The sequence below is a fragment of the Promicromonospora sp. NPDC059942 genome, assembly GCF_042731755.1.
Taxonomy (GTDB): Bacteria; Actinomycetota; Actinomycetes; order Actinomycetales; family Cellulomonadaceae; genus Promicromonospora.
On record NZ_JBHWLR010000013.1, the window covers coordinates 68,948 to 90,881 of the forward strand.

A 21,934-nucleotide genomic window follows, 5' to 3' on the forward strand; every position below is an offset into this window, starting at 1 on the left:
GTCCGGATCGTACAGAAACGTTCAGCAGTCTCCCAGCAGACGCTAGTAGGCTGGGTGAAGGCGCGTGTCGCGCCTCGCCCCATTGGCCCGCATCTCGAAGGACCCCGATGTCGACGAATCAGACCAAGGCACAGCGCCGCGACGCGGCCCGTGCCGAGGCCCTTGCTCTCCAGAAGAAGCAGCAGGCACGCGAGAAGCGCAGCCGCCTGATCGTGCTAGGACTCCTCGGGCTCGGAGTCATCGTCCTGGTCGTGGCGGTCGTCCTGATCTTCATGGAGTCGCAGAAGACGACCATGGAGAAGGTCGAGAACATCCCGGCCGGCGTGGTGCAGGAGACCGGCATCCCCGTGGGGGCCGACGGCGCCGCGGGCACCTCGAACGAGGGGGCCAAGACGCTCGACGTGTACGTCGACTACATGTGCCCCATCTGCGGCCAGTTCGAGCAGACCAACAGCGCGAGCATCACCGAGATGCGCGAGGCCGGTGACGTCACGTTCGTGGTGCACCCGGTCTCGATCCTCGACCGCGCCTCGCAGGGCACCGAGTACTCGACCCGTGCGGCGTCGGCGGCGGCCTGGGTGGCCGACCGCGCCCCCGAGCAGTTCGCCGCGTTCCACGACGCGATGTTCGCGAGCCAGCCGGAGGAGAACACCGCGGGTCTGTCCGACGAGCAGATCGCGCAGGTCGCCGAGCAGGCGGGCGTGCCGGCCGACGTCGCCGCGGGCATCACCGACGGCGACGCCATGGACACCTACGAGGAATGGGTCAAGGCTGCCACGGAGGTCGCGAGCAACGACCCCGACGTGGTCAACCCCGAGACCGGTCAGCTGGGGACGCCCAGCGTCCTGCTCGACGGTGAGCGGTTCACCGACTGGCAGACGCCCGGCGCGCTGACCCAGGCGATCACGGGCGAGGCCGCCGGCTCCGAGGAGCCGTCCCCGTCGCCGTCCGAGTAGTACCCGGCACGTCGACGGCGGGGTCCCGGACTGCGGTCCGGGGCCCCGCCGCTCTGTGTCCCCGCGGCGTCCCGGCGACGCGCGCGGAATCGACTCGGACACCGGCGGGAGGAACCGTTAGGCTGTTCCCCGCCCGCCGCCTTAGCTCAGCTGGTAGAGCTCCCGCCTTGTAAGCGGAAGGTCGTCGGTTCGAACCCGACAGGCGGCTCCAGAGGCCCGGGATCCCAAGGATCCCGGGCCTTTTTGTCCGGGATCAGACGAACCGGCGCCGTCCGGCGAGTGCGCCGAACACCATCTGGGCCAGCAGCACCGCCAGGAGCATCGCCAGCGGGACCGCCCAGCCGCCCGTGACGTCGTGCAGCAGGCCGAACAGGAACGGCCCCAGCGCGGCGAAGAGGTATCCGAAGCCCTGTGCCATCCCGGACAGCCGGGCGGTGTCGGCGCCGGTCCGCGCGCGCAGCGCGATGACGGTCAGGGCGAGGGAGAACACGCTCATCCCGAGGCCCGCCAGCAGGCTCCACAGCAGCGGCGCCCAGGCCGGGGCCAGCATGAGCCCGGCCGTCCCGGCGACACCCAGGACGCTGAGCGTGATGATCCACCCGCCCTGCCCGCGCCCGCGCGCGGCCAGCGGGGCGACGAACAGGCTGATCGGCACGGCGACCAGCGAGACCAGGCCCATCAGCAGCCCGGCTTCGGAGCGCGGCACGCCGGCGTCCATCAGGACCTGCGGGAACCAGCCCATGGCCGCGTAGGCGTAGAAGGCCTGGAGGCCGAAGAACCCGGTGACGATCCAGGCGAGGGGGTTGCGCAGCAGCGAGCGGCCGCCGTCGACGGTCCCGGCGGGCCGCGGCGTCCGGCCGGTGCCGCGGGCCGCGAGGAGCCACACCAGCAGCGCGACGACGGCCAGTACTGTCCAGGCGCCCAGCGCCGGCCGCCAGCCGCCGAACGCGTCACCGAGCTGCGGCGTCACCGCCGACCCGAGCGCGCCGCCGCCCTGCAGGGCCGCCGTGTAGACGCCGGTCATGACGCCGATGCGCGCCGGGAAGGAGTCCTTGATGACGACCGGGATCAGCACGTTGACCAGCGCGATCCCGGCGGTGGCGACCAGCGTGCCGCCGAGCACCACGGCCGGGCCGTCGAGCACGCGCAGCACGAGCCCGGCGGCGAGCGTGGTCAGCGCGATCGAGATGGCGGCGCCGATGCCGGCCCGGCGGGCGAGCAGGGGCGCGACGAGGCCCGCGCCGGCGAAGCACAGCGTCGGCAGCGTCGTGAGCACGCCCGCCCAGACCGCGGGGACGCCCAGGTCGACGCGCATCTCCTCGAGCATCGGGCCGACGCCGGTGATGGCCGGGCGCAGGTTGAGGGCGACCAGCACCACGGCGACCGCGAGCAGGACGCCGGCGGCGACCACACCCGGCGTCCGGGTCTCCACGGCGCCGTTCAGCTCGGGTCCCAGGGCGGATTCATGGTGGTCGACGCGCATGACCGCTACTCTGGCATACATAGGATGATTGGATGAAAGGAATCCGCTGTGCCTTTGGCCACCACGCACCGGGCCGGCCTCGTCGACCAGGTGATCGAGCAGCTGCGGGCCGCGGTCCGCGAGGGCGAATGGCCCGTCGGCGTACGCATCCCCACCGAACCCGAGCTCGGCGAGCAGCTCGGCGTCGGCCGCAACACCATCCGTGAGGCCGTGCGCGCGCTCGCGCACACGGGGCTGCTGGAGGTCCGCCAGGGGGACGGCACGTATGTGCGCGCCACGAGCGAGGTCTCCGGTGCGATCCGCCGGCTTGCCGGTTCGGAGCTCCGGGAGGTGCTGCAGGTGCGGCGCACCCTCGAGGTCGAGGGCGCCCGGCTCGCCGCCACCGAGCGGACCGAGGAGGAGGTCGCCGAGCTGCGCGCCCTGCTCGCCCGCCGCGCGACAGAGCTGGCCGAGGGCCGCTGGGAGGACTTCGCGCGGACGGACGCCGAGTTCCATCAGGCGGTCGTCCGCGCCGGGCACAACGGGCTGCTGACGGAGCTGTACCGGGGGCTGACGGAGGTCATCACGGCGAGCGTCGCCGCGACGTCGACGATCACGCCCGGCGCGGAGCACGCGCCCGAGATCGGCCACGAGGATCTGGCCGACGCCATCGCGCGGCGGGATCCGGACCGGGCCGTCGCCGAGGCCTGCGGCTTCCTGGACGAACTCCTGGCCCGCGTCGAGAGCTCCTGAGCGGGTGCCCGCACACCCCCTGACCGAGGAGCGGCGTGCGGCGGTGACCGCCGCCCTGTCCCGGGTCGCGGGCGGCGCCGTCGTGGTCCTCCGCGAGCAGCACGTGGGTCACGACTGGGCCCCGGTCACGCGCCTCCGGCTCGACCGTGACCTGCCGGGAGTCGGGGCGTCCGTGATCGTCAAGCACCTCCGGGTGTCGGGGGAGGGCCACGGCGGCCCGCCCTACCTGCGTCGCGAGGCGGCCGGGTTGCGGACGGCGGCACGGAGCGGCGTCGCCCCGAGGCTGCTGCACGTCGACGACGGCGCGGGGTTCCTGCTTCAGGAGGACCTCGGCACCTGGCCGACCCTCCAGGACCACCTTCTGGGCGACGACCCGCGCGCCGCGACGGCCGCCCTCGTCGCCATGGCGACCGCCGTCGGACGCCTGCATGCGACGACGGTCGGCAGCGACGCCGAGCACCGGGACCTCCTCGACGCGTTCTCGTCCGACGTGACGAGCGGGGCGCTCTACGACCTCGGCGCGGACCACTGGGAGCGCGTCGAGCGGCAGTGCGCGGATCTCCGGCTGCCCGCAGGGAGGCCGGCGCGGGCGGCGGTGCTGCGCCTGCTCGGCCGGGTGGCCGCGCGCGGGCCGCACACGGCGCTCGTGCACCTGGACCTGAACCCGACCAACGTGCTGATCACCGACGACGGCGCCCGGCTGATCGACTTCGAGGGATCACGCATCGGGCACACCGGGATCGACGCGTGCTTCCTGCACTACCCGTTCCCGCACCACAGCAGCCCGTGGGGCGTGCTGCCGCCGGAAGCCGTCGAGTCCGCCGACACGGCGTACCACGCTGCGCTGACCGCGGACGGCGCGGACCTGCCGGCCGCCGGTCACGGCCAGGCGCTCGCCGACGGGGCCGTCGTCGCGCTGCTCGGCAGGCTCGTCCGGCTGCCGCTGATCGCCCGGCCGGATCAGGCGCGGGCGGACGCCCGGCGACGTCGAGGGCAGATCGTGCACCAGGTCGGGACCTGCGCGCGCCTGACGGAGCGTGTCGAGGGTCTGGCGGCAGTCACCGGATGGCTCCAGTCGCTCGGCGCGGCGCTGACGCGGCGCTGGCCTGCTGCCGCGGCGTCGCGAGCACCCGTGTTCCCCGCCTTCTCGCGGTAGGCGCCGGGCCCCGTTCAGGCTCCGGGAGCCCCCGCCACGGCGCGCACCAGGTGCTCCGCGACGGCGCGGCGCTGGGTGTCGGGCATCGACCGGTAGGCGAGCGACTCGAACATCCACAGCCCGTCGGCGGCGAGGCGGGCCACCAGCAGGGACATCGAGGCCGGGTCGGCCTCCGCGTCGTCGGGCACGGGCGCCCACCGCTCCAGCACCACGCTCCACGGGCCCGCCCACTCCGGACGGGTCGCGGCCTCCAGCATGAGCTGCAGCTCCGCCCGGGTCGCGGCCTGGGCGCTCACGCGGATGTAGGCGGCCAGCCGCTCGTCGGGGGTGAGCTGGTCGGCCGGACGGCCGGCGTCGGCCTCCAGCGTGGCCTCCCACCGCGCGGCCAGGTGCTCGTGGATGGCGACGAGCAGCCCCTCGCGGGAGGGGAAGTGGTACATGATCCCGCCGCGCGTCAGCTCTGCCTCGGCCGCCACGGAGTCGAAGGTCACGGCCGTGACGCCCTCGCGCTGGACCAGGCGCACGGCGGATTCGAGGATGCGGTCGCGGTTGCTCGGTCGCACGGGGTCTCCTGCGGGGCGTCGCGGTCGGAGCGGTTCAGTGACCCGAACCGTAGGCGGAGGATGCCGATCCCGGCCCGTAGGCGCGGAGCAGCACTGTGGTGACGATAGCGCCGAGCGCCAGGACCGCGGCGCAGATCACCATGACCACGAAGTAGCTGTTCCCGAACGCCTGGGCCGCGGCGGCGAGCACCTCGGGGCCGGTGCCGGGGGCGGTCAGGGCGTCGGACATCGACCGGCCCGCCTCGACGGGGGCGCCGTCGGGCAGGCGGACCGTCGCGGTGTAGACGGTGGTCAGCAGCGAGCCGAGCAGGGCCACGGCGGCCAGGCTGCCGAACTCGTAGGAGACCTCCTCCACGGAGGAGCCCATGCCGGCCCGGCGGGCGGGCACGTTCCCGATGATCGCCGTGGAGGCCACCGACATCGCCGCCCCCAGCCCGAGGCCCGTCACGAGCAGGCCGGCGAGCAGCAGCCACTCGGTCCCGTGCTGCACGCCGTACAGCGTCCCCGCCACGCCGACGGCGCCCACGGCCAGGCCACCGCCGATCAGCACCCGCAGGCCCACCACGTGGAGGAACGCCCCGGCCAGGAGCGAGGACGGCAGCGAGCCGAGGGCGATGGCGGCCACCAGGAGCCCGGCCTCCAGCGGGGTGAACCCGGCCACGAGCTGGAACCGTTGCGTCGTGGCGAGCTGCAGCCCGCCCATGGCGAACATGGCGATCGCCGCCGCCAGCACCCCGGACGAGAACGCGGCGTTGCGGAAGATCGACAGGTCGAGCAGCGGGAACGGCAGCCGCCGCTGCCGGCGGACGAAGACCCACCAGCCCACGACGGTCACCGCTGCCGCGCCGAGGACGACGGTCCCGGACCGGTCGGCGCGGGCGACCTCCTTGATGAGGACCACGAGCCCGACCAGCGTGACGAGGGCCTGGACGGACGAGACGAAGTCCCACCGGGTCGCGGGGTGCGGGTCGTCCTCCGGCGCGACGGCGAGCCCGACGATCACGGCCAGCAGGACCACCGGCACGTTGATCAGGAAGATCGAGCCCCAGGCGAAGTGCTCCAGCAGCACGCCGCCGACGATCGGCCCGAGGGCGCCGCCGACGACGGACAGGCTGCCCCACACGCTGATGGCGATGTTGCGCTCGCGCTCGTTGACGAAGGCCACCCGGATCAGGGCCAGCGTGGCCGGCATCATCGCCGCGGCGCCGACGGCGAGGAGCCCGCGCGCGGCGATCAGCACCTCGGGCGTGGGCGCGGTCGCGGCCAGGAAGGAGGCGAGCCCGAACACGACCAGGCCGGACACGAACATCCGCCGGTGCCCGAACCGGTCGCCCAGCGTGCCCGAGCCGAGCAGGAGCCCGGTCATCACCAGCGGATAGGCGTTGATGATCCACAGGCTCTCGCTCCAGCTCGCGTCGAGCTCGCGCGTGAGGGTCGGCAGCGCCGTGTACAGGATCGAGTTGTCCAGCGTGATCAGCAGCAGACCGGTGCCGACCGTGACCAGAAGGGTCCAGCGCCGTCCGGTGCTCAGCCGGGACGTGCCCGCACCCAGCGGAGGGCTCATCGTCATGGTTGTAAATGTACCATCTAGAAGGTTAAGTTACGCGGCCAGGGTGGGGTGTGAAGACGTCAGAGGCTCCCCGGTGCGAGCACCGGGGAGCCTCTGAGATTCACCCTCGCAAGTGTAGGGCCGAGCGGGTGAACTATGCGCGCGGCCAGGCTCCCGGCGTCGGCCACTTCGCGGTGCGTCCGTCGCCGCTGGAGGTGCCGGTCAGGCGCCGCTTGACCCACGGGCCCACGTGCTGGCGCATCCAGGCGGCGTTGGCGCGCGCCGTCTCGCGGAAGGCCGCGGGCGGGGCGGCGTCGAGCGGCACGTCGTAGGCGGCGTCGTCCGGCTCCAGGCCGAGCGCGACGAGCGCGGCGTTCGCCACCCGCTGGTGCCCCTCGGGGGTGAGGTGGATGCGGTCGGAGGACCAGAGGCGCAGGTCGGCCAGGGCGCGCATGCCCCACAGGTCCACCACGTGCGCGCCGTGGCGCCGGGCGATGGACCAGACGTTCGCGTTGAAGATGCCCACGCGGCCGTTGGTCCAGCTCAGCGCGGCGCCCGCCTTGAAGCCGGTGCCCATCAGCACGTCGGCGCCGGTGGCACGGAGCGTGACGACGGCGTCCTCCAGGGCGGCCGAGATCGCGTCGATGTCCGCCGTGGCGCGCAGGATGTCGTTGCCGCCCGCGACCAGGGAGACGAGGTCCGGCTGTGCGTCGAGGGTGACCCCGAGCTGCTCGGCGACGATCGGGCGCAGCTTGCGGCCCCGGATCGCGAGGTTCGCGTACTCCAGCGGCGCCTCGCCGGCCGCGATGCGGCGGGCGGAGAGCGCGGCGGCGAGGTTGTCCGCCCAGCCGCGCTGCACGTCCGGGGCGTCGGGATAGGGATCCCACAGCCCCTCCGAGAAGGAGTCGCCCATGGCGATGTACCGCGTCCAGCGGACGGGGGCGGTCGCGGTGGGGGTCGTGGAGGGGCCTTCCGGTTCTGGGGTCGTCGTCGCGCTCACGGTCCTCATTGTTGCGCCAACGCGGTGAAGAGTCGTCACAAGTGGGTGTGTCGGGCAGCACAGACGGTCGCTGTCAGTGGGTCCCGGTAACCTCCTGAACGTGGAGACCATCGTGAACCCGACACCCCCTGCCGACGCCGCCGATGCCGCTGGCCGGCCCCCGTTGTCGCAGGTCATCGCGCCGGACTGGGCCGAGGCGCTGGCCGACGTCGAGCCCCGCATCCATGCGATGGGCGACTTCCTCCGAGCCGAGGTCGCCGAGGGGCGCACCTACGTCCCGGCGGGGGAGAACGTGCTCGCCGCGTTCAAGCGCCCGCTCGCGGACGTGCGTGTGCTGATCGTGGGCCAGGACCCGTACCCGACGCCGGGGCACGCCATGGGCCTGTCCTTCTCGGTGCAGCCGGACGTGCGGCCGGTCCCGCGCTCGCTGGTCAACATCTACAAGGAGCTGCAGGAGGACCTCGGCCTGCCGCTCCCGTCGAACGGTGACCTCCGGCCCTGGGCCGACCAGGGCGTCATGCTGCTGAACAGGACGCTGACCTGCCGCCCCGGCTCCTCCGACTCGCACGCCGGCAAGGGCTGGGAAGAGGTCACCGAGGCCGCCATCCGTGCGCTGGTGGCCCGTGGCGGGCCCCTCGTGGCGATCCTGTGGGGCGCGAAGGCGCGCAACCTCAAGGCGTGGCTGGGTGACGTCCCCGTGGTCGAGAGCGCGCACCCGTCGCCGCTGTCGGCGCGCAGCGGCTTCTTCGGGTCCAAGCCGTTCTCGCGGGCCAACGCGCTCCTGGAGCAGCAGGGCGCCCAGCCCGTCGACTGGCGCCTGCCGTAACGACCGGCCGCCCTTGGCGCCGGCGGACTCCCGGCGTGCAGACAACGTGAAAAGGACTCAGGTGAACAACAGGACTGTTCCTCCGGCCTCCGGGGGGACCGGCGAGACGCTGGTCGCCCACGTCGAGGCCCCCGCCGTCGCGGGCGCGGAGAAGGGGCTCTCCGACCGGGACCGCGAGATCCTCGCGTTCGAGCGCCAGTGGTGGAAGTACGCCGGCGCCAAGGAAGAAGCGGCGCGTGAGCTGTTCGGTCTGACGGCCACGCGGTATTACCAGGTTCTCAATACGCTCATCGACTCCCCGGCCGCCCTGGAGCACGACCCGATGCTGGTCAAGCGGCTGCGCAGGCTCCGCTCGACCCGGCAGCGAGCACGATCTACACGTCGTCTGACGGATGAGAACCACTGAGAAGGCACCGATCCGTCACAACAACCCGCTACTCTCTCTGCCGTGACGAAGAGTGGCTACCCCTACCCGCCCGACGAGTTCGACGTCGCTGTCCCCGGGGGCGCACCGGTGGGTGTGCACCGTGCACCGCGCAGCGGTTGGAGCTCGGCCTGGCCGTTCCTGCTGGTCGCCGTAGTCTGCGCCGCCGTGGCGTGGGGCGGCATCACACTGCTCTCCGGCGACGGGGAACCGGCGGAGGCGTCGGGCGACCCGTCGACCTCGGCCTCGGCGCCCGTCTCGCCGTCCCCCTCGGCCTCGACGTCGGGTGAACCGTCGGGCGAGCCCAGCGGTGAGCCGTCCGCGGAGACCGGCGGTGCTGCCGACCCGGCGGCGCTCAAGGCCGGCGCGGACCTGACCGCCCAGGTGGCCGTCTACAACGTCGGGCAGGAGGCGGGCCTCGCAGGCGAGACCGCCGACTACCTGAAGGGGCAGGACGTGGCCGGCGCGGCGCTGCGCGAGGAGCCGGCGACCCCGGACGGCGCGACCTACACCGAGAACACCATTCTCTACGGCGCCAACCGTGCGGAGACGGCCGCCTACACCGCGGCGCTGCTCGGCATCCCGGAGGCCAACATGGTCGAGTCGGCGGCGGTGTCCGAGTCGCCCGAGGCCCTGTGGGTGGTCGTCGTGACCCGGCCCTCGACCATGGGCTGACCTTCGGTTGGGTTTACCAGGCTGTACCACCATGTTGATATTCCTTGACAAGCGGCGGTTTGCAGCCCTCTGACCTGGGCGTTCGCCATGCGCTTAATGCCGCATACCGGGCATAGAGGGTTCCCTGGTGTGAGACGGACCACTAGGCTCGAACCACCACGGGTCGACCGCATGGCCCGTGCAGAGGTACAAGGAGAACTACGCATGGCCCAGGGCACCGTCAAGTGGTTCAACGCCGAGAAGGGGTATGGCTTCATCACCCCGACCGCCGGCGGCCAGGACCTTTTCGTTCACTACAGTGCGATCCAGAGCGATGGCTACCGGTCCCTCGACGAGGGACAGGAAGTCGAGTACGAGGTGGGGCAGGGACAGAAGGGTCCGCAGGCAGAGCAGGTTCGTCCGGTCTGACTCGATGGGACGACGGGTGGGAACTGCCCACCCGTCGCCCGCCACCCCCCGAGGATGCTGGGACCCAGACCCCGGCGTCCGCACTGGACGGTCGACGACGACCGGTATCGCACCCTGTCGGACGACGATGCCCGACGCCACCGAGCAGCCGCCCCGTACCGCGGCTGCTCGCTCTGGTTCCCGCCTGGCGCCCCCTGCCCGGCGAGCACCCGTGATTCGATGGGGTGCGTGACGCTCCTCGATGCAGTGGTGGTGGGCTCCGGGCCGAACGGCCTGGCGGCCGCGGTGACGCTAGCCCGCGCGGGCCTGGGCGTCCGTGTGCTGGAGGCGCAGCCGACGATCGGCGGCGGCGCGCGCACGCTCCCTGTACCCGAGCTCGACGACGACCTGCTCTTCGACCTCTGCTCCGCCGTGCACCCCATGGCCTGGGCCTCGCCGTTCTTCCGGGCCTTCGACCTGCCGGCACACGGCGTCGAGCTCGTCGCGCCCGAGGTCGCCTACGCCCAGCCGCTCGCCGGCGATCGCGCGGGCATCGCGTGGCGCGACCTGGCCCGGACCGCCGACGGCCTCGGGGCCGACGGCGACGCGTGGCGTGACCTGATCGGCCCCCTCGCCGAGAGCTGGCGACAGGTGACCGCGCTCGCGCTGGGGGACAAGCGGACCGTGCGCGGCATGCTGGAGGGCGTGCGCGACCACGGCGCGCACGCGTCGGAGACCTGGGGCCTGGCCTCCCTCGTCCGGCCGGGCCTGCGGTTCGGCGCGGCACTCCTCGAGCAGGGCGGCCCGCGCTGGGAGCGGCGGTTCCTCACCGAGGAGGCGAAAGCCCTGCTCACCGGCGTCGCGGCGCACGCCATCACGCCGCTCCCGTCGTACGCGGGGGCGGGTACGGCCCTGCTCCTCGCGGCCCTCGCGCACGCCGACGGCGGCTGGGCCGTGCCGGTGGGCGGTTCGCAGGCCATCACCGACGCCCTGGTCCGTGACCTCCGGGCGCACGGCGGCACCGTCGAGACGGGCCGCCCGGTCGACGCCTGGCGCGACCTCCCGCCCGCCCGCGCCGTCTTCTTCGACACGACGCCGACCACCGTGCTGCGGGTCCTGGGGGAGCGGATCCGGGCGCCGCGCCGCGCCGCCCTGCGCAGGTTCCGGTACGGCAACGCGGCCGCCAAGGTCGACTTCGTCCTGTCGGGCCCGGTCCCCTGGGCGGCGCCCGACGTCGGGCGCGCGTCGACCGTGCACGTGGGCGGGTCGCGCGGGGAGATGGTGATCGCGGAGGACGCCGTCGCGCACGGGGTGCATCCCGACCACCCGATGGTCCTGCTCAGCGACCCGGGCGTCGCCGACCCCGGCCGGGTGCGGGGCGCCAGGCGGCCGCTGTGGACCTACGCCCACGTGCCCGCCGGCTCGCCGCACGACGTCACCGAGGCGGTCACACGGCAGATCGAGCGCTTCGCGCCCGGCTTCCGCGACGTCGTCGTCGGCGCGCGGTGCATCCCCGCCGACCAGATGCAGCGCCACAACCAGAACTACCCGGGCGGCGACATCTCCGCGGGCGCCGCGAGCATGTGGCAGATGGTCGCGCGGCCCACCCTCGCCCCCGACCCGTACCAGGTCGCCGAGGGTGTGTACCTCTGCTCGGCGTCGACCCCGCCGGGCCCGGGCGTGCACGGCATGGGCGGGTGGCACGCCGCGCGCCGGGCGCTGGTGGGGGAGTTCGACCTCCGCCACGTGCAGGGGCTCGCGCCGGGGTAGGTGTGCCGCGTTCGCTCGCGGTGTACGCGTCTTGCACTCTCAAGGTCCGAGTGCCAATAATGTCTTAGCACTCTCCGTTGGAGAGTGACAGCAGGGTCGAATGGTGAGGCCTCCTGCCGCGGCGAGACATGGTCGTCGAGGCGGTTGCCGTCCGTCGCGGGCACCGGCCGGCCTGGACAAGCCACCAGCGGAGGATTCATCCCCATGGCCAAGATCATCGCTTTCGACGAGGTTGCTCGTCGGAGCATGGAGCGCGGGCTCAACCAGCTCGCCGACACGGTGAAGGTCACGCTCGGCCCGAAGGGTCGCAACGTCGTTCTGGACAAGAAGTGGGGCGCCCCCACGATCACCAACGACGGTGTCTCCATCGCCAAGGAGATCGAGCTCGAGGACCCCTACGAGCGGATCGGCGCGGAGCTCGTCAAGGAGGTCGCCAAGAAGACGGACGACGTCGCGGGTGACGGCACCACCACCGCCACCGTGCTCGCCCAGGCGCTCGTGAAGGAGGGCCTGCGTGTCGTTGCCGCCGGTGCCAACCCGATCGCCGTCAAGCGCGGCATCGAGAAGGCCACCGAGGCCGTCACCGAGCAGCTGCTGAACGCCGCCAAGGAGATCGAGACGAAGGAAGAGATCGCCGCCACGGCCGCGATCTCGGCCGGCGACCCGGCGATCGGCGAGCTCATCGCCGAGGCCCTCGACAAGGTGGGCAAGGAAGGCGTCATCACCGTCGAGGAGTCGAACACCTTCGGCCTCGAGCTCGAGCTCACCGAGGGCATGCGCTTCGACAAGGGCTTCCTGGCCCGCTACTTCGAGACGGACCCCGAGCGCCAGGAGGCCGTGCTCGAGGACCCGTACGTCCTGATCGTCGAGTCGAAGATCTCGAACGTCAAGGACATGCTGCCGCTGCTCGACCAGGTCATGAAGTCGGGCAAGTCGCTCCTCATCATCGCCGAGGACGTCGAGGGCGAGGCCCTGGCGACCCTGGTGCTGAACAAGATCCGTGGCACCTTCAAGTCCGTCGCCGTCAAGGCCCCGGGCTTCGGCGACCGCCGCAAGGCCATGCTGCAGGACATCGCGATCCTGACCGGCGGCCAGGTCATCACCGAGACGGTGGGCCTCAAGCTGGAGAACGCCACGCTCGAGGAGCTGGGCCAGGCGCGCAAGGTCGTCGTCACCAAGGACGAGACCACGATCGTCGAGGGTGCCGGCGACGCCGACCTCATCGCCGGTCGCGTGAACCAGATCCGCAGCGAGATCGACAAGTCCGACTCGGACTACGACCGCGAGAAGCTGCAGGAGCGCCTCGCCAAGCTGGCCGGCGGCGTGGCCGTCATCAAGGCCGGCGCGGCCACCGAGGTGGAGCTCAAGGAGCGCAAGCACCGCATCGAGGACGCCGTCCGCAACGCGAAGGCTGCCGTCGAGGAGGGCATCGTCGCCGGTGGTGGCGTGGCCCTCATCCAGGCCGGCGCCGTCGCGTTCGCCAAGCTCGAGCTCGAGGGTGACGAGGCGACCGGTGCCTCGATCGTGCGTGCCGCGATCGACGCCCCGCTGAAGCAGATCGCCGTGAACGCCGGCCTCGAGGGCGGCGTCGTGGCGGAGAAGGTGCGCAACCTTCCCTCCGGCCAGGGCCTGAACGCCGCGACCGGCGTGTACGAGGACCTGCTCGCCGCGGGCGTCAACGACCCGGTCAAGGTGACCCGCTCGGCGCTGCAGAACGCCGCGTCGATCGCCGCGCTGTTCCTCACCACCGAGGCCGTCGTCGCCGACAAGCCGGAGCCCGTCGGGGCCCCCGCCGGCGACCCGACCGGTGGCATGGGCGGCATGGACTTCTGAGTCCGGCCTGACCCGCTCGGGCCTCGGCCCGCGCACCCGTCCGACGCCGGTCGGTCAACCTCTCACGCGGAGGGTGACCGGCCGGCGTCGGCCTTTTCCTGTCGGGCCGCGGAAGCGCCCGCGCGCGTCCGGAGCCCGCAGGGCGTCAGGAGAACATGCGCGTCGCGGCCGCCTCCGCCTCCGCGTAGGTGCGGGCCGCGGCCGCCAGCGCGGCCTGGATCGCGTCCAGCGCGCCCTCGACCTGCGCCTGCGCGCCCCGCCACTGCCCGACCGTCCCGCCGAACGCCGCGGCGGCCGGCCCCTGCCAGCTCGCCTGCAGCGCGTCGAGGTTGCGCATGAGCGCCCCCACCTCGGTGCGTACGGTGGCCACCGAGCCCGCCACCGCCGCGCTCGCCTGCTCCACCTGGTCGCTGTCGACCTCGAACCGCATGGTCATCACCTCCCGCACGCCGGCCCGTCCGGCGTCCCGCACCGACGGTAGGCACGGGGCGGCCGACGGCGGGGCGGTCGCGGGACCGCCTGTGCACAGGCCTGTGGATGCCGGGGGTGTGGTCGCGCTCGGACCGGCGCGCGGCCGTCCGGAGGGTCTGTCGCGGGCGCCGTCAGGGCGTGTCGAGCTTCGCCTGCTCCTTGCGCAGCCGGTGCAGCTCCATGTCGAGGTTCTGCCGCGCGGGCTCCTCCCACGCGGCGCCCATGGGGCTCAGGAAGAGCGACTTGCGGGCGAGCAGCCGCTCGATCACCCGGATCCGGGCCCGGAGGTAGTCCTCGGCGGGGATGTGCGCGTACTCGGCGCGCACCGCGGACTTGTAGTCCTTGTAGCGCTGCGGCTCGGCGGCGAGCATCGCGAGGTCGGCGTCGTTGAGCACCGCGGCGTCGAAGTCCGTGGGGTCGGGCGCGTGCCGCACGATGGCGTTGACCAGGGCGGCGACCCGGTCCGCCGCCCGCACGGGCACGCCGAGCCCGGTCAGCTCCTTGTCCGCGAGGGCCGCCGAGGCCGTGGTCTGCTCGCCGCCCTGCGAGGCGTCGGCCACCTTGCGCTCGGCGTTGAACACCGCGCCGTGGTACCAGGCGGCGAGGCGCACCAGGTCCGGCTCGTGCGTCTCCTCGGCCAGCTCGTCCACGCGGTGCAGCACGGAGGCCAGGTGGCGCAGGTTGTGGAAGTGCCGGTTCTCGTCGGCCCACCGGTCGAGGAGCGACTGGCCGACCGCCTCGATCGCGTCGGTGTCCGCCGTGGCCCCCGCGCCCACCGCGCTGCGGACGAAGGACTTGAGGAACCACTGCGGCGCGTCAGACGTCAGCACGCCCATGTGAATTCTGCCTAACGGTCGATGTCGGTCACTCCACGACCAGCCTATTACCGAAACGGTCAGTGGCGACTACCACCGTCACGGGATCGTGATCACGGTTCGGGGTCAGAGCGGCAGCGTGAGCCGGACCGTCAGGCCGCCGCCGGGGGTCTGCGCCACCTCGACGTGCCCGCCGTGCGTGCCCACGATCGCCGCGACGATCGCCATGCCGAGCCCCGAGCCGCCGCCCGACTCCCGGGTGCGGGACGAGTCCGCGCGGTAGAACCGCTCGAAGATCCGCCGGCCCTGCTCCTCGGTGAGGCCGGGACCGTGGTCGCGCACCTCCAGGACGGCGGAGCGGCCCGACGCCGGGGCGTCGGCGCCCGGGGCCGCCTTCTCGCCGTTCAGTGCGGCGCCGTTGGCGCCCGGTGAGCCCGGTGAGCCCGGCGCGCTCGGCAGCACCCCCAGCGCGATCTCGGCGGGCGTGCCCGCCGGCGTGTGCCGCGCGACGTTGCCGATGAGGTTGGTCAGGACCTGCCGCAGGCGGTCGCCGTCGCCCTCCACGACGAGCTTGCCGGGGACCTGCCCCGCCGGATCGTCCGGACCGGCGTCCGGGGCCAGCGGCACCACGGTGACGTCGCGCGTCGGGTCCAGCGCGTGCAGGTCCTGCGCGGAGTCCCGCGCGAGGGCGACCAGGTCGACGTCCTCGCGGGCGACCGGGCGCCCCTCGTCGAGGCGCGCGAGCACCAGCAGGTCGTTGACCAGCGTGCCCATGCGGCGGGCGGCGTCCTCGATGCGGAACATCGTGTCGTCGACCTTGTCCGAGCTGTCCAGGGCGCCCATCCGGTACAGCTCGCCGTAGCCGCGGATCGTCGCGACGGGCGTGCGCAGCTCGTGCGAGGCGTCCGAGACGAACTGCCGCATGCGCACCTCGGAGGCCTCCTGGGCGGCGAAGGCGCGCTCGATCTGCGTCAGCATCGCGTTGAGCGACGCCGCCAGCGAGCCCATCTCGGTGCCGGCGGGCGCCTCGGGAACGCGCAGCGTCAGGTCGCCCGCCGCGATCTGCGCGGCCGTGTGCTCCACGGACCGCAGCGAGCGGAGCGACCGCTCCACGAGCAGCCACGCCGTGAGCCCGCCGAGCAGCACGATGCCCAGGCCCGACATGATCAGGGTCCGGGTCAGGATCGAGACCGTGCGGTCCATGCCCACCAGGGGCAGCGCCACGTAGACCGTGGCGCGCTCGCCGCTCGGGTAGGTCGCGCCCAGCGTGATGACGCGCCAGCTCTCGGTGCCGGTGTCCGGGCCGGCGCCGTCACGGGAGCTGCCGTCGCCGGTCTCGCCGTCGCCCGTGTCGTCGGTGCCGGTCGCCCCGGCGGCGGTGAACGGCTCGCCGCCGCTGGCGACGGCCTCCTCGTACGTCACCTCCGGCAGCTCGGGCGTGCCGAACCGCGTGATCGCGGAGTTGCCGAGCTGGGTCCGCTTGCCGCTCTCGTTCTCGATCAGCACGTAGTAGTCACTGGGCAGCGCCTGGCCCGAGGTGGACTGGATGATGGCGATCGGGTCGAGCGCGGCCGTGTGCAGCTCGTCGTCCACCTGCTGGACCAGGAAGCTGGAGACCACCGTGGTCGTCGCGATGCCGGCTATACCGAGCCCCGCCGCCAGCAGCAGCGAGATGATCGCGACGAGCCTGGCGCGCAGAGGGATACCGGCGAGGCGCTCCCTAAGCACGGACGGGCTGCGGGGCGCGCAGCAGGTACCCGACGCCCCGCTTGGTGTGGATCAGCGGGGGCAGGGTCTCGCCCTCGACCTCGAGCGTGTCGATCTTGCGCCGCAGGTAGGAGATGTAGGACTCGACGATGTTCGCGTCGCCGCCCCAGTCGTACTGCCACACGTGGTCCAGGATCTGCGCCTTGGACAGGACGCGGCCGGAGTTGAGCATGAGGTAGCGCAGCAGCTTGAACTCCGTGGGCGACAGGTCGACCTCGACGCCGGCCCGGCGCACCTCGTGCGAGTCCTCGTCCATCTCGAGGTCGCCCACGTGCAGCACGGCCTCCTCCTCGGGGGCGGGCACGCCCGTGCGGCGCAGCACCGCGCGGATCCGCGCCACGACCTCCTCCAGGCTGAACGGCTTGGTCACGTAGTCGTCGCCGCCCACGGTGAGGCCCTGCACCTTGTCCTGGGTGTCGTCCTTCGCGGTGAGGAAGACGACGGGGGTGTGCCGGCCGGTCGCCCGCATCCGGCGCGTCACCGTGAAGCCGTCCATGTCCGGGAGCATCACGTCGAGCACCACGAGGTCCGGCTCGACGTCGCGGACGAGCTGGAGCGCGCCGTTGCCGTCCGCGGCGGCATGGACCTCGAAGCCCGCGAAGCGCAGGGACGTGGACAGGAGCTCGCGGATGTTCGGTTCGTCGTCCACGACGACCAGACGCGCCTCAGGAGTAGCCATGTTTCCAGTGTGCGGCTGGTTCCTGAAGACTGCCTGAGTTTCGCCCGGGAAATCCCCCGGGCTTCCGTTCCGGCTGTCCGCCGCCCCCGTCGAGCGGGCTTCGGCTCCGCGATTCGGCGCACACGGCCTAGGCTGTGTCGCATGTCAGCACCGTCCCCGCAGGAGTCCGGGCAGTTGCCCCGGCGCACGTATCTCATCGTCGACGGTGAGAACATCGACGCCACGCTCGGCATGAACGTGCTGAACCGCCGTCCGGCACCCGAGGAGCGCCCGCGCTGGGACCGTATCTCCGCGTTCGCGGAGAAGGTCTGGTCGCAGGAGGTCGTGCCGCTGTTCTTCCTCAACGCGACGTCCGGCCAGATGCCGATGCCGTTCGTGCAGGCGCTGCTCGCCATGGGCTACAAGCCCATCCCGCTGGCCGCGCAGGGCTCGGAGAAGGTCGTCGACGTCGGTATCCAGCGCACCCTCGACGCGCTGATGGACCGACCTGGCGACGTGCTCCTCGCGAGCCACGACGGCGACTTCCTGCCGCAGATCGAGGCCCTGCTCGCCGACGACGACCGCCGCGTCGGCCTGCTGGGCTTCCGCGAGTTCGTCAACGCGCGGTTCACCGAGCAGGAGCAGCGCGGCCTGGTCATGTACGACCTCGAGGCCGACGCCGACGCCTTCACCACCATGCTGCCGCGCGTTCGCATCATCCCGATCGAGGAGTTCGACCCGCTGCGCTACCTGTAGCCCGGCGATCCCCGGGGGGCGCTCACCGCCCCCGGGGGAGCGTCGTCAGCGTGCCGACGCCGGCCACCAGGCCCGGACGGTGCCCAGCCTGCGGTGCCCCGCCGGCCGGCCGCCGCCGAACCCGCCCCCGCCGAACCCGCCGCCGATGCGGGCCGTGCGGGCGCGCTTGCGCGAGCGCACCAGGTGCGGGTCGAGCAGGATGCCGCCGAGCATCATGCCGCCGCTGATCGGCCCGTTCGCGTCGGTCCCGTCGGCGTCGGGCTCGGCCTCGGCGGCAGCAGCAGCCGCGACGACGGCGTCCGCGTCCTGGCGGGCCAGGCGTGCCGCCTCCCGCACCAGCGCGCTCGCCTCCTGGGCCTCGTTCAGGGCCGCGGTGGGGTCGGTCGGGTGGAGCGCGCGGGCGACGTCGGCCAGCCGGACCGCCTCCGCGAGCCGGGTGCGCGCCGCGGCGCCGACGGCCCCGCGGCGGGTCGCGATGAAGTCGCCGGTCTGACGCAGCTGCGCGTCCACGCGGCGCAGCGTGTCGCGCAGCAGCGCGGACGCGCGGGCCCTGACCTCGGTGTGGTCACGGGTGGACGCCAGGGCCGCGTCGAGGGAGGCCTCCGCCGCGGCGATGCGCTGCAGGCCGGCGAGCGGGTCGCCGCCCTCGCGCGTCACCTCGACGTTCTTGAGCGAGGCCTGGGCCGCGGCGCGCGCGAGGGTGACCCGGAGGTCGCCCTCGATCGCCTTGGCGGAGACCACGTCCTGGGTGAGCGACGCGATCGACTTGTCGAGCCGGCCGACGGCCTCCCGGAGGTGCAGCGCGGTGGCGTCGACGGCGTCGAGCAGCATGACGGCCTGCCCCAGGGCGTTCTGCGCGCCCCGCGCGTGCGCCACGGCGACGACCTTCTGGCCCGCCGCCAGGGCCGAGTTCCCGGCGGCCACGGCCTCCTTGGCGTTGGCGATCAGCAGCTCCGCCTGCTCCGGGTTGCCCACCACGGTGGCGAGCGGGCCCGTCGGGTACCGCCGGGAGAGCTGCGTCAGGAGGCCGCGCGCGGTGGCGACGCGCCGGGAGACCTCGGCCTCGCGGGCGACGACGTCGGCGAGCAGCTCCGGGGCGCGCTGCTGCAGGCGGCGCAGGTCGTCGAAGGCGCGGGTGCGTGCGTCGAGCGTGTCGGCCGCGGCGTCGCACAGCGCGATGATCCGGGTCAGGCGGGCACGCCGCACCGGGTCCTCCGCGGTGCTGGGCGCGTCGTCGTCCGACGCGTCGTCGCCCGACGTGTCAGCGGCGGCCTCCGGGCCCTCGGGCGCGGCGGCGCGGGGCTCCGTGTCCACGACCTGCCGCACCGCGAACGCCTCGCGGACGTCGGCGGCGGCGCCCTCCAGGATCAGCTCGAAGTCCCGCGTCGCGTCGGCGCCCAGCTCGGAGCGGGCGAAGCCGAGCTCCTGCTCGCACGTCTTCAGGGCGTCGTCGATGCCCACCAGGGCCGCCGCGGCGCGCTCGTCGAGCTCGTCGGTCGTGAGGTCCGCGAAGGCGTCCGGCGCCGGCCCGCCGGCCACCGGGGTGCGGTCCCTGAGCTGGGTGAGGAGCGGGCGGAGCCGGGGTGCGGCGAACCGCCACAGCACGTAGCCGAGGGCGGCCAGGACGAGGAGCGCCGCGACGGCGATGCCCACCACGAGGAGCGGGCTGGTGGTGCTCGCGACCCCCGTGCGGACCGAGTCCGCGGCGTCGGTGGCCGCGGGGGCCCAGCGTTCGTCCTCGACGGCGGACGCGACGGCGTCGTCGATCTGCCCGAGCTGGCCGTCCGTGAGCGGCACGTTGGTGTCCGCGGACAGGCCGAACTCGTGGTCGACGGTCGCGATCGCGAGGAGCAGGTCCTCGGTGCCGAGCCCGGACTGGTTCGCGCTCGCGTTGGCCCAGTCCACGGGGTCGGTGCCGTCGAAGCTCTCGATGTAGACGACGAACATGCGCAGGTCGGACTCCGCGGCGAGCCGCTCGACGGCGGCCAGCACGTCCTGGCGCTCGGTGTCGGTGAGCGCGCCCGCGCCGTCGGTCACGGGGTCCGTGAGCGTGATCGGCGGCGACGCGGGCAGGATGTCCGACATGAGCTCGGCCTGCGTGGCGGCCGACAGGCGCGGCGACACGGACGGCCGTGGTTCGGCCGGCCCGACGACCGTCGCGCTGGCGGCCTGTGAGGTGGCCGCCAGGACGATGCCGACGAGGCCGGCGAAGGCCACGATGACCCAGCCCCCGGAAGCGCGGGTGCCGGGATCGTGCGGATGCTCGGCTCTTGCTCGGGACTCGATCACGTCCCTGATCGTCACCCCGGGTTCAAGACACCGCAATCGGAGACCGTAACGTTGCGTATGTGCAACGAATCCCCAGGTGAATGCCCAGCGTGAAGGGCATTTTCACGCCCTGATCAGGCCCGACGTCAGGGTGTCGTCGAGCCGGCCGGCGACTCGTCCAGGTCCTCGGCGTCCACGATGCGGTACGCGTAGCCCTGCTCGGCCAGGAACCGCTGCCGGTGGGCCGCGAAGTCCTGGTCCACGGTGTCCCGCGCGACCACGGCGTAGAAGTGCGCGGTGCGGCCGTCGGCCTTGGGCCGCATGATGCGCCCGAGGCGCTGCGCCTCCTCCTGCCGCGACCCGAACGACCCCGACACCTGGATGGCGACCGACGCCTCCGGGAGGTCCACCGAGTAGTTGGCGACCTTGCTCACCACGAGCCGCGAGATCTCGCCCTCGCGGAACGCCCCGAACAGCCGCTGCCGCTCCTTGTTGGTGGTCTGCCCGGTGATGATCGGCGCCCCGAGGTGCTCGGCCAGCTCCTCGAGCTGGTCGATGTACTGCCCGATGACCAGCACCTGGTCGTCGGGGTGGCGCGCCACGATCTGCTCCACCACCTTCTTCTTGCCCGACGCCGACGCGGCCAGCCGGTACTTGTCCTCCGTCTCGGCCGTCGCGTACGTCATCCGCTCGCTCTCCGGGAGCGTGAGGCGCACCTCCACGCAGTCGGCGGGAGCGATGTAGCCCTGGGACTCGATGTCCTTCCACGGCGCGTCGAACCGCTTGGGCCCGATGAGGCTGAACACCTCGTCCTCGCGGCCGTCCTCGCGCACCAGCGTGGCGGTCAGGCCGAGGCGCCGGCGCGCCTGCAGGTCCGCCGTCATCCGGAAGACGGGCGCGGGCAGCAGGTGCACCTCGTCGTACAGGACGAGGCCCCAGTCGCGGGCGTCGAGCAGCTCGAGGTGCGTGTAGACGCCCTTCCGCTTGGTGGTGAGCACCTGGTAGGTGGCGATGGTGACCGGCTTGATCTCCTTCTTGGTGCCGGAGTACTCGCCGATCTCGTCCTCGGTCAGCGTGGTGCGCCGCACCAGCTCGTCGCGCCACTGGCGCGCGCTGACGGTGTTCGTCACCAGGATCAGCGTCGTCGTGCCGGACTTGGCCATCGCGCCCGCGCCGACGATCGTCTTGCCCGCGCCGCAGGGCAGCACCACGACGCCGGACCCGCCGTGCCAGAACCCGTCCACGGCCTGTGCCTGGTAGGGCCGCATCTCCCAGGGGGCCGCCTTCTCGTGCGGCGTGCGCGGGTGCGTCGTGGGGCTCAGCTCGATCGGGTGCTTCTCGCCGTCCACGTAGCCCGCGAGGTCCTCGGCCGGCCAGCCCAGCTTGACCAGGACCTGCTTGAGGTGGCCCCGCTCGGACGGGTGCACGGCCACCGTCGACTCGTCGATCCGCGCGCCGACCAGGCCGGACGTGCGCCTCGACTTCAGCACCTCCGCGAGCACCGCCCGGTCCGTGGTGCGCAGCACGAGGCCGTGCGCCGGGTCCTGCGCGAGCTGGAGGCGCCCGTAGCGGGACATCGTCTCGGCCACGTCGACCAGCAGCGCGTGCGGCACCGGGTACCGGCTGAACTCGATGAGCGTGTTCACGACCTGCTCGGCGTCGTGGCCGGCCGCGCGCGCGTTCCACAGGCCCAGCGCCGTCAGGCGGTAGGTGTGGACGTGCTCGGGCGCGCGCTCGAGCTCGGCGAACGGCGCGATGGAACGGCGCGCCTGCTCGGCGCTCGGGTGGTCGACCTCCAGCAGGAGCGTCTTGTCACTCTGCACGATCAACGGGCCGTCGGGCATG

Annotated in this window: 20 protein-coding genes and 1 tRNA gene; 11 read left to right on the forward strand and 10 right to left on the reverse strand. The window is 73.0% G+C overall.

What is annotated here, in order from left to right:
- Positions 1 to 107: 107 nt before the first annotated feature.
- Together ACFV9Q_RS20230 and ACFV9Q_RS20235 are read left to right on the forward strand one after the other, a co-directional pair.
- Positions 108 to 956, forward strand: coding sequence for a DsbA family protein (locus ACFV9Q_RS20230; RefSeq protein ID WP_377235883.1), 849 nt, complete (start codon positions 108 to 110; stop codon positions 954 to 956).
- Positions 957 to 1,091: 135 nt separating this feature from the next.
- Positions 1,092 to 1,167: transfer RNA gene (locus tag ACFV9Q_RS20235), tRNA-Thr, on the forward strand.
- A gap of 42 nt (positions 1,168 to 1,209) precedes the next feature.
- On the opposite strand, the gene ACFV9Q_RS20240 is transcribed toward ACFV9Q_RS20235, so the two are convergent.
- Entirely contained in the window at positions 1,210 to 2,439 is a 1,230-nt protein-coding gene (locus tag ACFV9Q_RS20240; protein ID WP_377235884.1) for a CynX/NimT family MFS transporter, read from the reverse strand.
- A gap of 48 nt (positions 2,440 to 2,487) precedes the next feature.
- Here ACFV9Q_RS20240 and ACFV9Q_RS20245 point away from each other — a divergent pair, with 48 nt between their 5' ends.
- Both ACFV9Q_RS20245 and ACFV9Q_RS20250 read left to right on the forward strand, forming a co-directional pair.
- On the forward strand, positions 2,488 to 3,171 hold the full coding sequence (locus ACFV9Q_RS20245) for a FadR/GntR family transcriptional regulator (RefSeq protein WP_377235885.1): 684 nt from the start codon (positions 2,488 to 2,490) through the stop codon (positions 3,169 to 3,171).
- A 4-nt stretch (positions 3,172 to 3,175) separates the two neighbouring features.
- Positions 3,176 to 4,327: a phosphotransferase gene (locus tag ACFV9Q_RS20250; RefSeq protein ID WP_377235886.1), complete on the forward strand. Its 1,152-nt coding sequence runs from the start codon at positions 3,176 to 3,178 to the stop codon at positions 4,325 to 4,327.
- Between the two features lie 14 nt (positions 4,328 to 4,341).
- Here the strand turns inward: ACFV9Q_RS20250 and ACFV9Q_RS20255 are convergent, their stop codons facing one another.
- From ACFV9Q_RS20255 to ACFV9Q_RS20265, 3 genes are all read right to left on the reverse strand, one after another.
- Positions 4,342 to 4,890, reverse strand: coding sequence for a TetR/AcrR family transcriptional regulator (locus ACFV9Q_RS20255; protein ID WP_377235887.1), 549 nt, complete (start codon positions 4,888 to 4,890; stop codon positions 4,342 to 4,344).
- 34 nt (positions 4,891 to 4,924) lie between these two features.
- Positions 4,925 to 6,460: an MFS transporter gene (locus ACFV9Q_RS20260; RefSeq protein ID WP_377235888.1), complete on the reverse strand. Its 1,536-nt coding sequence runs from the start codon at positions 6,458 to 6,460 to the stop codon at positions 4,925 to 4,927.
- A gap of 133 nt (positions 6,461 to 6,593) precedes the next feature.
- The gene (locus ACFV9Q_RS20265; protein WP_377235960.1) at positions 6,594 to 7,352 is read right to left on the reverse strand and encodes an SGNH/GDSL hydrolase family protein; all 759 of its coding nucleotides are present in this window, start codon (positions 7,350 to 7,352) and stop codon (positions 6,594 to 6,596) included.
- 196 nt (positions 7,353 to 7,548) lie between these two features.
- Here ACFV9Q_RS20265 and ACFV9Q_RS20270 point away from each other — a divergent pair, with 196 nt between their 5' ends.
- The 6 genes from ACFV9Q_RS20270 to groL all read left to right on the forward strand — a co-directional run bounded on the left by ACFV9Q_RS20270 (position 7,549) and on the right by groL (position 13,354).
- A complete protein-coding gene (locus ACFV9Q_RS20270) occupies positions 7,549 to 8,265 on the forward strand; it encodes a uracil-DNA glycosylase (protein WP_377231056.1) in 717 nt (238 codons plus the stop codon).
- A 109-nt stretch (positions 8,266 to 8,374) separates the two neighbouring features.
- Complete coding sequence (locus ACFV9Q_RS20275) at positions 8,375 to 8,671, forward strand: DUF3263 domain-containing protein (protein WP_377235961.1); 297 nt, start codon at positions 8,375 to 8,377, stop codon at positions 8,669 to 8,671.
- Between the two features lie 42 nt (positions 8,672 to 8,713).
- Positions 8,714 to 9,364 (forward strand): LytR C-terminal domain-containing protein, encoded by a 651-nt coding sequence (locus ACFV9Q_RS20280; protein WP_377235889.1) that lies wholly within the window; start codon positions 8,714 to 8,716, stop codon positions 9,362 to 9,364.
- Between the two features lie 204 nt (positions 9,365 to 9,568).
- A complete protein-coding gene (locus tag ACFV9Q_RS20285) occupies positions 9,569 to 9,772 on the forward strand; it encodes a cold-shock protein (protein WP_020017272.1) in 204 nt (67 codons plus the stop codon).
- A gap of 228 nt (positions 9,773 to 10,000) precedes the next feature.
- A complete protein-coding gene (locus ACFV9Q_RS20290) occupies positions 10,001 to 11,521 on the forward strand; it encodes a phytoene desaturase family protein (protein WP_377235890.1) in 1,521 nt (506 codons plus the stop codon).
- Between the two features lie 204 nt (positions 11,522 to 11,725).
- Complete coding sequence (gene groL, locus ACFV9Q_RS20295; protein WP_121386650.1) at positions 11,726 to 13,354, forward strand: chaperonin GroEL; 1,629 nt, start codon at positions 11,726 to 11,728, stop codon at positions 13,352 to 13,354.
- Positions 13,355 to 13,499: 145 nt separating this feature from the next.
- Here groL and ACFV9Q_RS20300 read toward each other — a convergent pair whose 3' ends face one another.
- From ACFV9Q_RS20300 to ACFV9Q_RS20315, 4 genes are all read right to left on the reverse strand, one after another.
- On the reverse strand, positions 13,500 to 13,784 hold the full coding sequence (locus tag ACFV9Q_RS20300) for a WXG100 family type VII secretion target (protein WP_182620033.1): 285 nt from the start codon (positions 13,782 to 13,784) through the stop codon (positions 13,500 to 13,502).
- Between the two features lie 172 nt (positions 13,785 to 13,956).
- Positions 13,957 to 14,661, reverse strand: coding sequence for a hypothetical protein (locus tag ACFV9Q_RS20305; RefSeq protein ID WP_377235891.1), 705 nt, complete (start codon positions 14,659 to 14,661; stop codon positions 13,957 to 13,959).
- A gap of 105 nt (positions 14,662 to 14,766) precedes the next feature.
- On the reverse strand, positions 14,767 to 16,368 hold the full coding sequence (locus ACFV9Q_RS20310) for an ATP-binding protein (RefSeq protein ID WP_377235892.1): 1,602 nt from the start codon (positions 16,366 to 16,368) through the stop codon (positions 14,767 to 14,769).
- Positions 16,361 to 17,086, reverse strand: coding sequence for a response regulator transcription factor (locus tag ACFV9Q_RS20315; RefSeq protein WP_182619482.1), 726 nt, complete (start codon positions 17,084 to 17,086; stop codon positions 16,361 to 16,363). Before ACFV9Q_RS20315 ends, ACFV9Q_RS20310 begins: the two co-directional genes overlap by 8 nt.
- A gap of 141 nt (positions 17,087 to 17,227) precedes the next feature.
- On the opposite strand from ACFV9Q_RS20315, the gene ACFV9Q_RS20320 reads away from it, so the two are divergent.
- Positions 17,228 to 17,821 (forward strand): NYN domain-containing protein, encoded by a 594-nt coding sequence (locus ACFV9Q_RS20320; RefSeq protein ID WP_377229808.1) that lies wholly within the window; start codon positions 17,228 to 17,230, stop codon positions 17,819 to 17,821.
- Positions 17,822 to 17,866: 45 nt separating this feature from the next.
- Here the strand turns inward: ACFV9Q_RS20320 and ACFV9Q_RS20325 are convergent, their stop codons facing one another.
- Both ACFV9Q_RS20325 and ACFV9Q_RS20330 read right to left on the reverse strand, forming a co-directional pair.
- The gene (locus tag ACFV9Q_RS20325) at positions 17,867 to 20,110 is read right to left on the reverse strand and encodes a TPM domain-containing protein (protein WP_377235893.1); all 2,244 of its coding nucleotides are present in this window, start codon (positions 20,108 to 20,110) and stop codon (positions 17,867 to 17,869) included.
- A 125-nt stretch (positions 20,111 to 20,235) separates the two neighbouring features.
- Complete coding sequence (locus ACFV9Q_RS20330) at positions 20,236 to 21,933, reverse strand: DNA repair helicase XPB (protein WP_377235894.1); 1,698 nt, start codon at positions 21,931 to 21,933, stop codon at positions 20,236 to 20,238.
- Position 21,934 lies beyond the last annotated feature (1 nt).

Coding starts and splice junctions, on each gene's coding strand:
- ACFV9Q_RS20230 (WP_377235883.1), top strand. CDS start 108: ATGTCGACGAATCAGACCAAGGCACAGCGCCGCGACGCGGCCCGTGCC.
- ACFV9Q_RS20240 (WP_377235884.1), bottom strand. CDS start 2,439: ATGCGCGTCGACCACCATGAATCCGCCCTGGGACCCGAGCTGAACGGC.
- ACFV9Q_RS20260 (WP_377235888.1), bottom strand. CDS start 6,460: ATGACGATGAGCCCTCCGCTGGGTGCGGGCACGTCCCGGCTGAGCACC.
- ACFV9Q_RS20265 (WP_377235960.1), bottom strand. CDS start 7,352: ATGGGCGACTCCTTCTCGGAGGGGCTGTGGGATCCCTATCCCGACGCC.
- ACFV9Q_RS20285 (WP_020017272.1), top strand. CDS start 9,569: ATGGCCCAGGGCACCGTCAAGTGGTTCAACGCCGAGAAGGGGTATGGC.
- groL (WP_121386650.1), top strand. CDS start 11,726: ATGGCCAAGATCATCGCTTTCGACGAGGTTGCTCGTCGGAGCATGGAG.
- ACFV9Q_RS20300 (WP_182620033.1), bottom strand. CDS start 13,784: ATGCGGTTCGAGGTCGACAGCGACCAGGTGGAGCAGGCGAGCGCGGCG.
- ACFV9Q_RS20305 (WP_377235891.1), bottom strand. CDS start 14,661: ATGGGCGTGCTGACGTCTGACGCGCCGCAGTGGTTCCTCAAGTCCTTC.
- ACFV9Q_RS20315 (WP_182619482.1), bottom strand. CDS start 17,086: ATGGCTACTCCTGAGGCGCGTCTGGTCGTCGTGGACGACGAACCGAAC.
- ACFV9Q_RS20320 (WP_377229808.1), top strand. CDS start 17,228: ATGTCAGCACCGTCCCCGCAGGAGTCCGGGCAGTTGCCCCGGCGCACG.
- ACFV9Q_RS20330 (WP_377235894.1), bottom strand. CDS start 21,933: ATGCCCGACGGCCCGTTGATCGTGCAGAGTGACAAGACGCTCCTGCTG.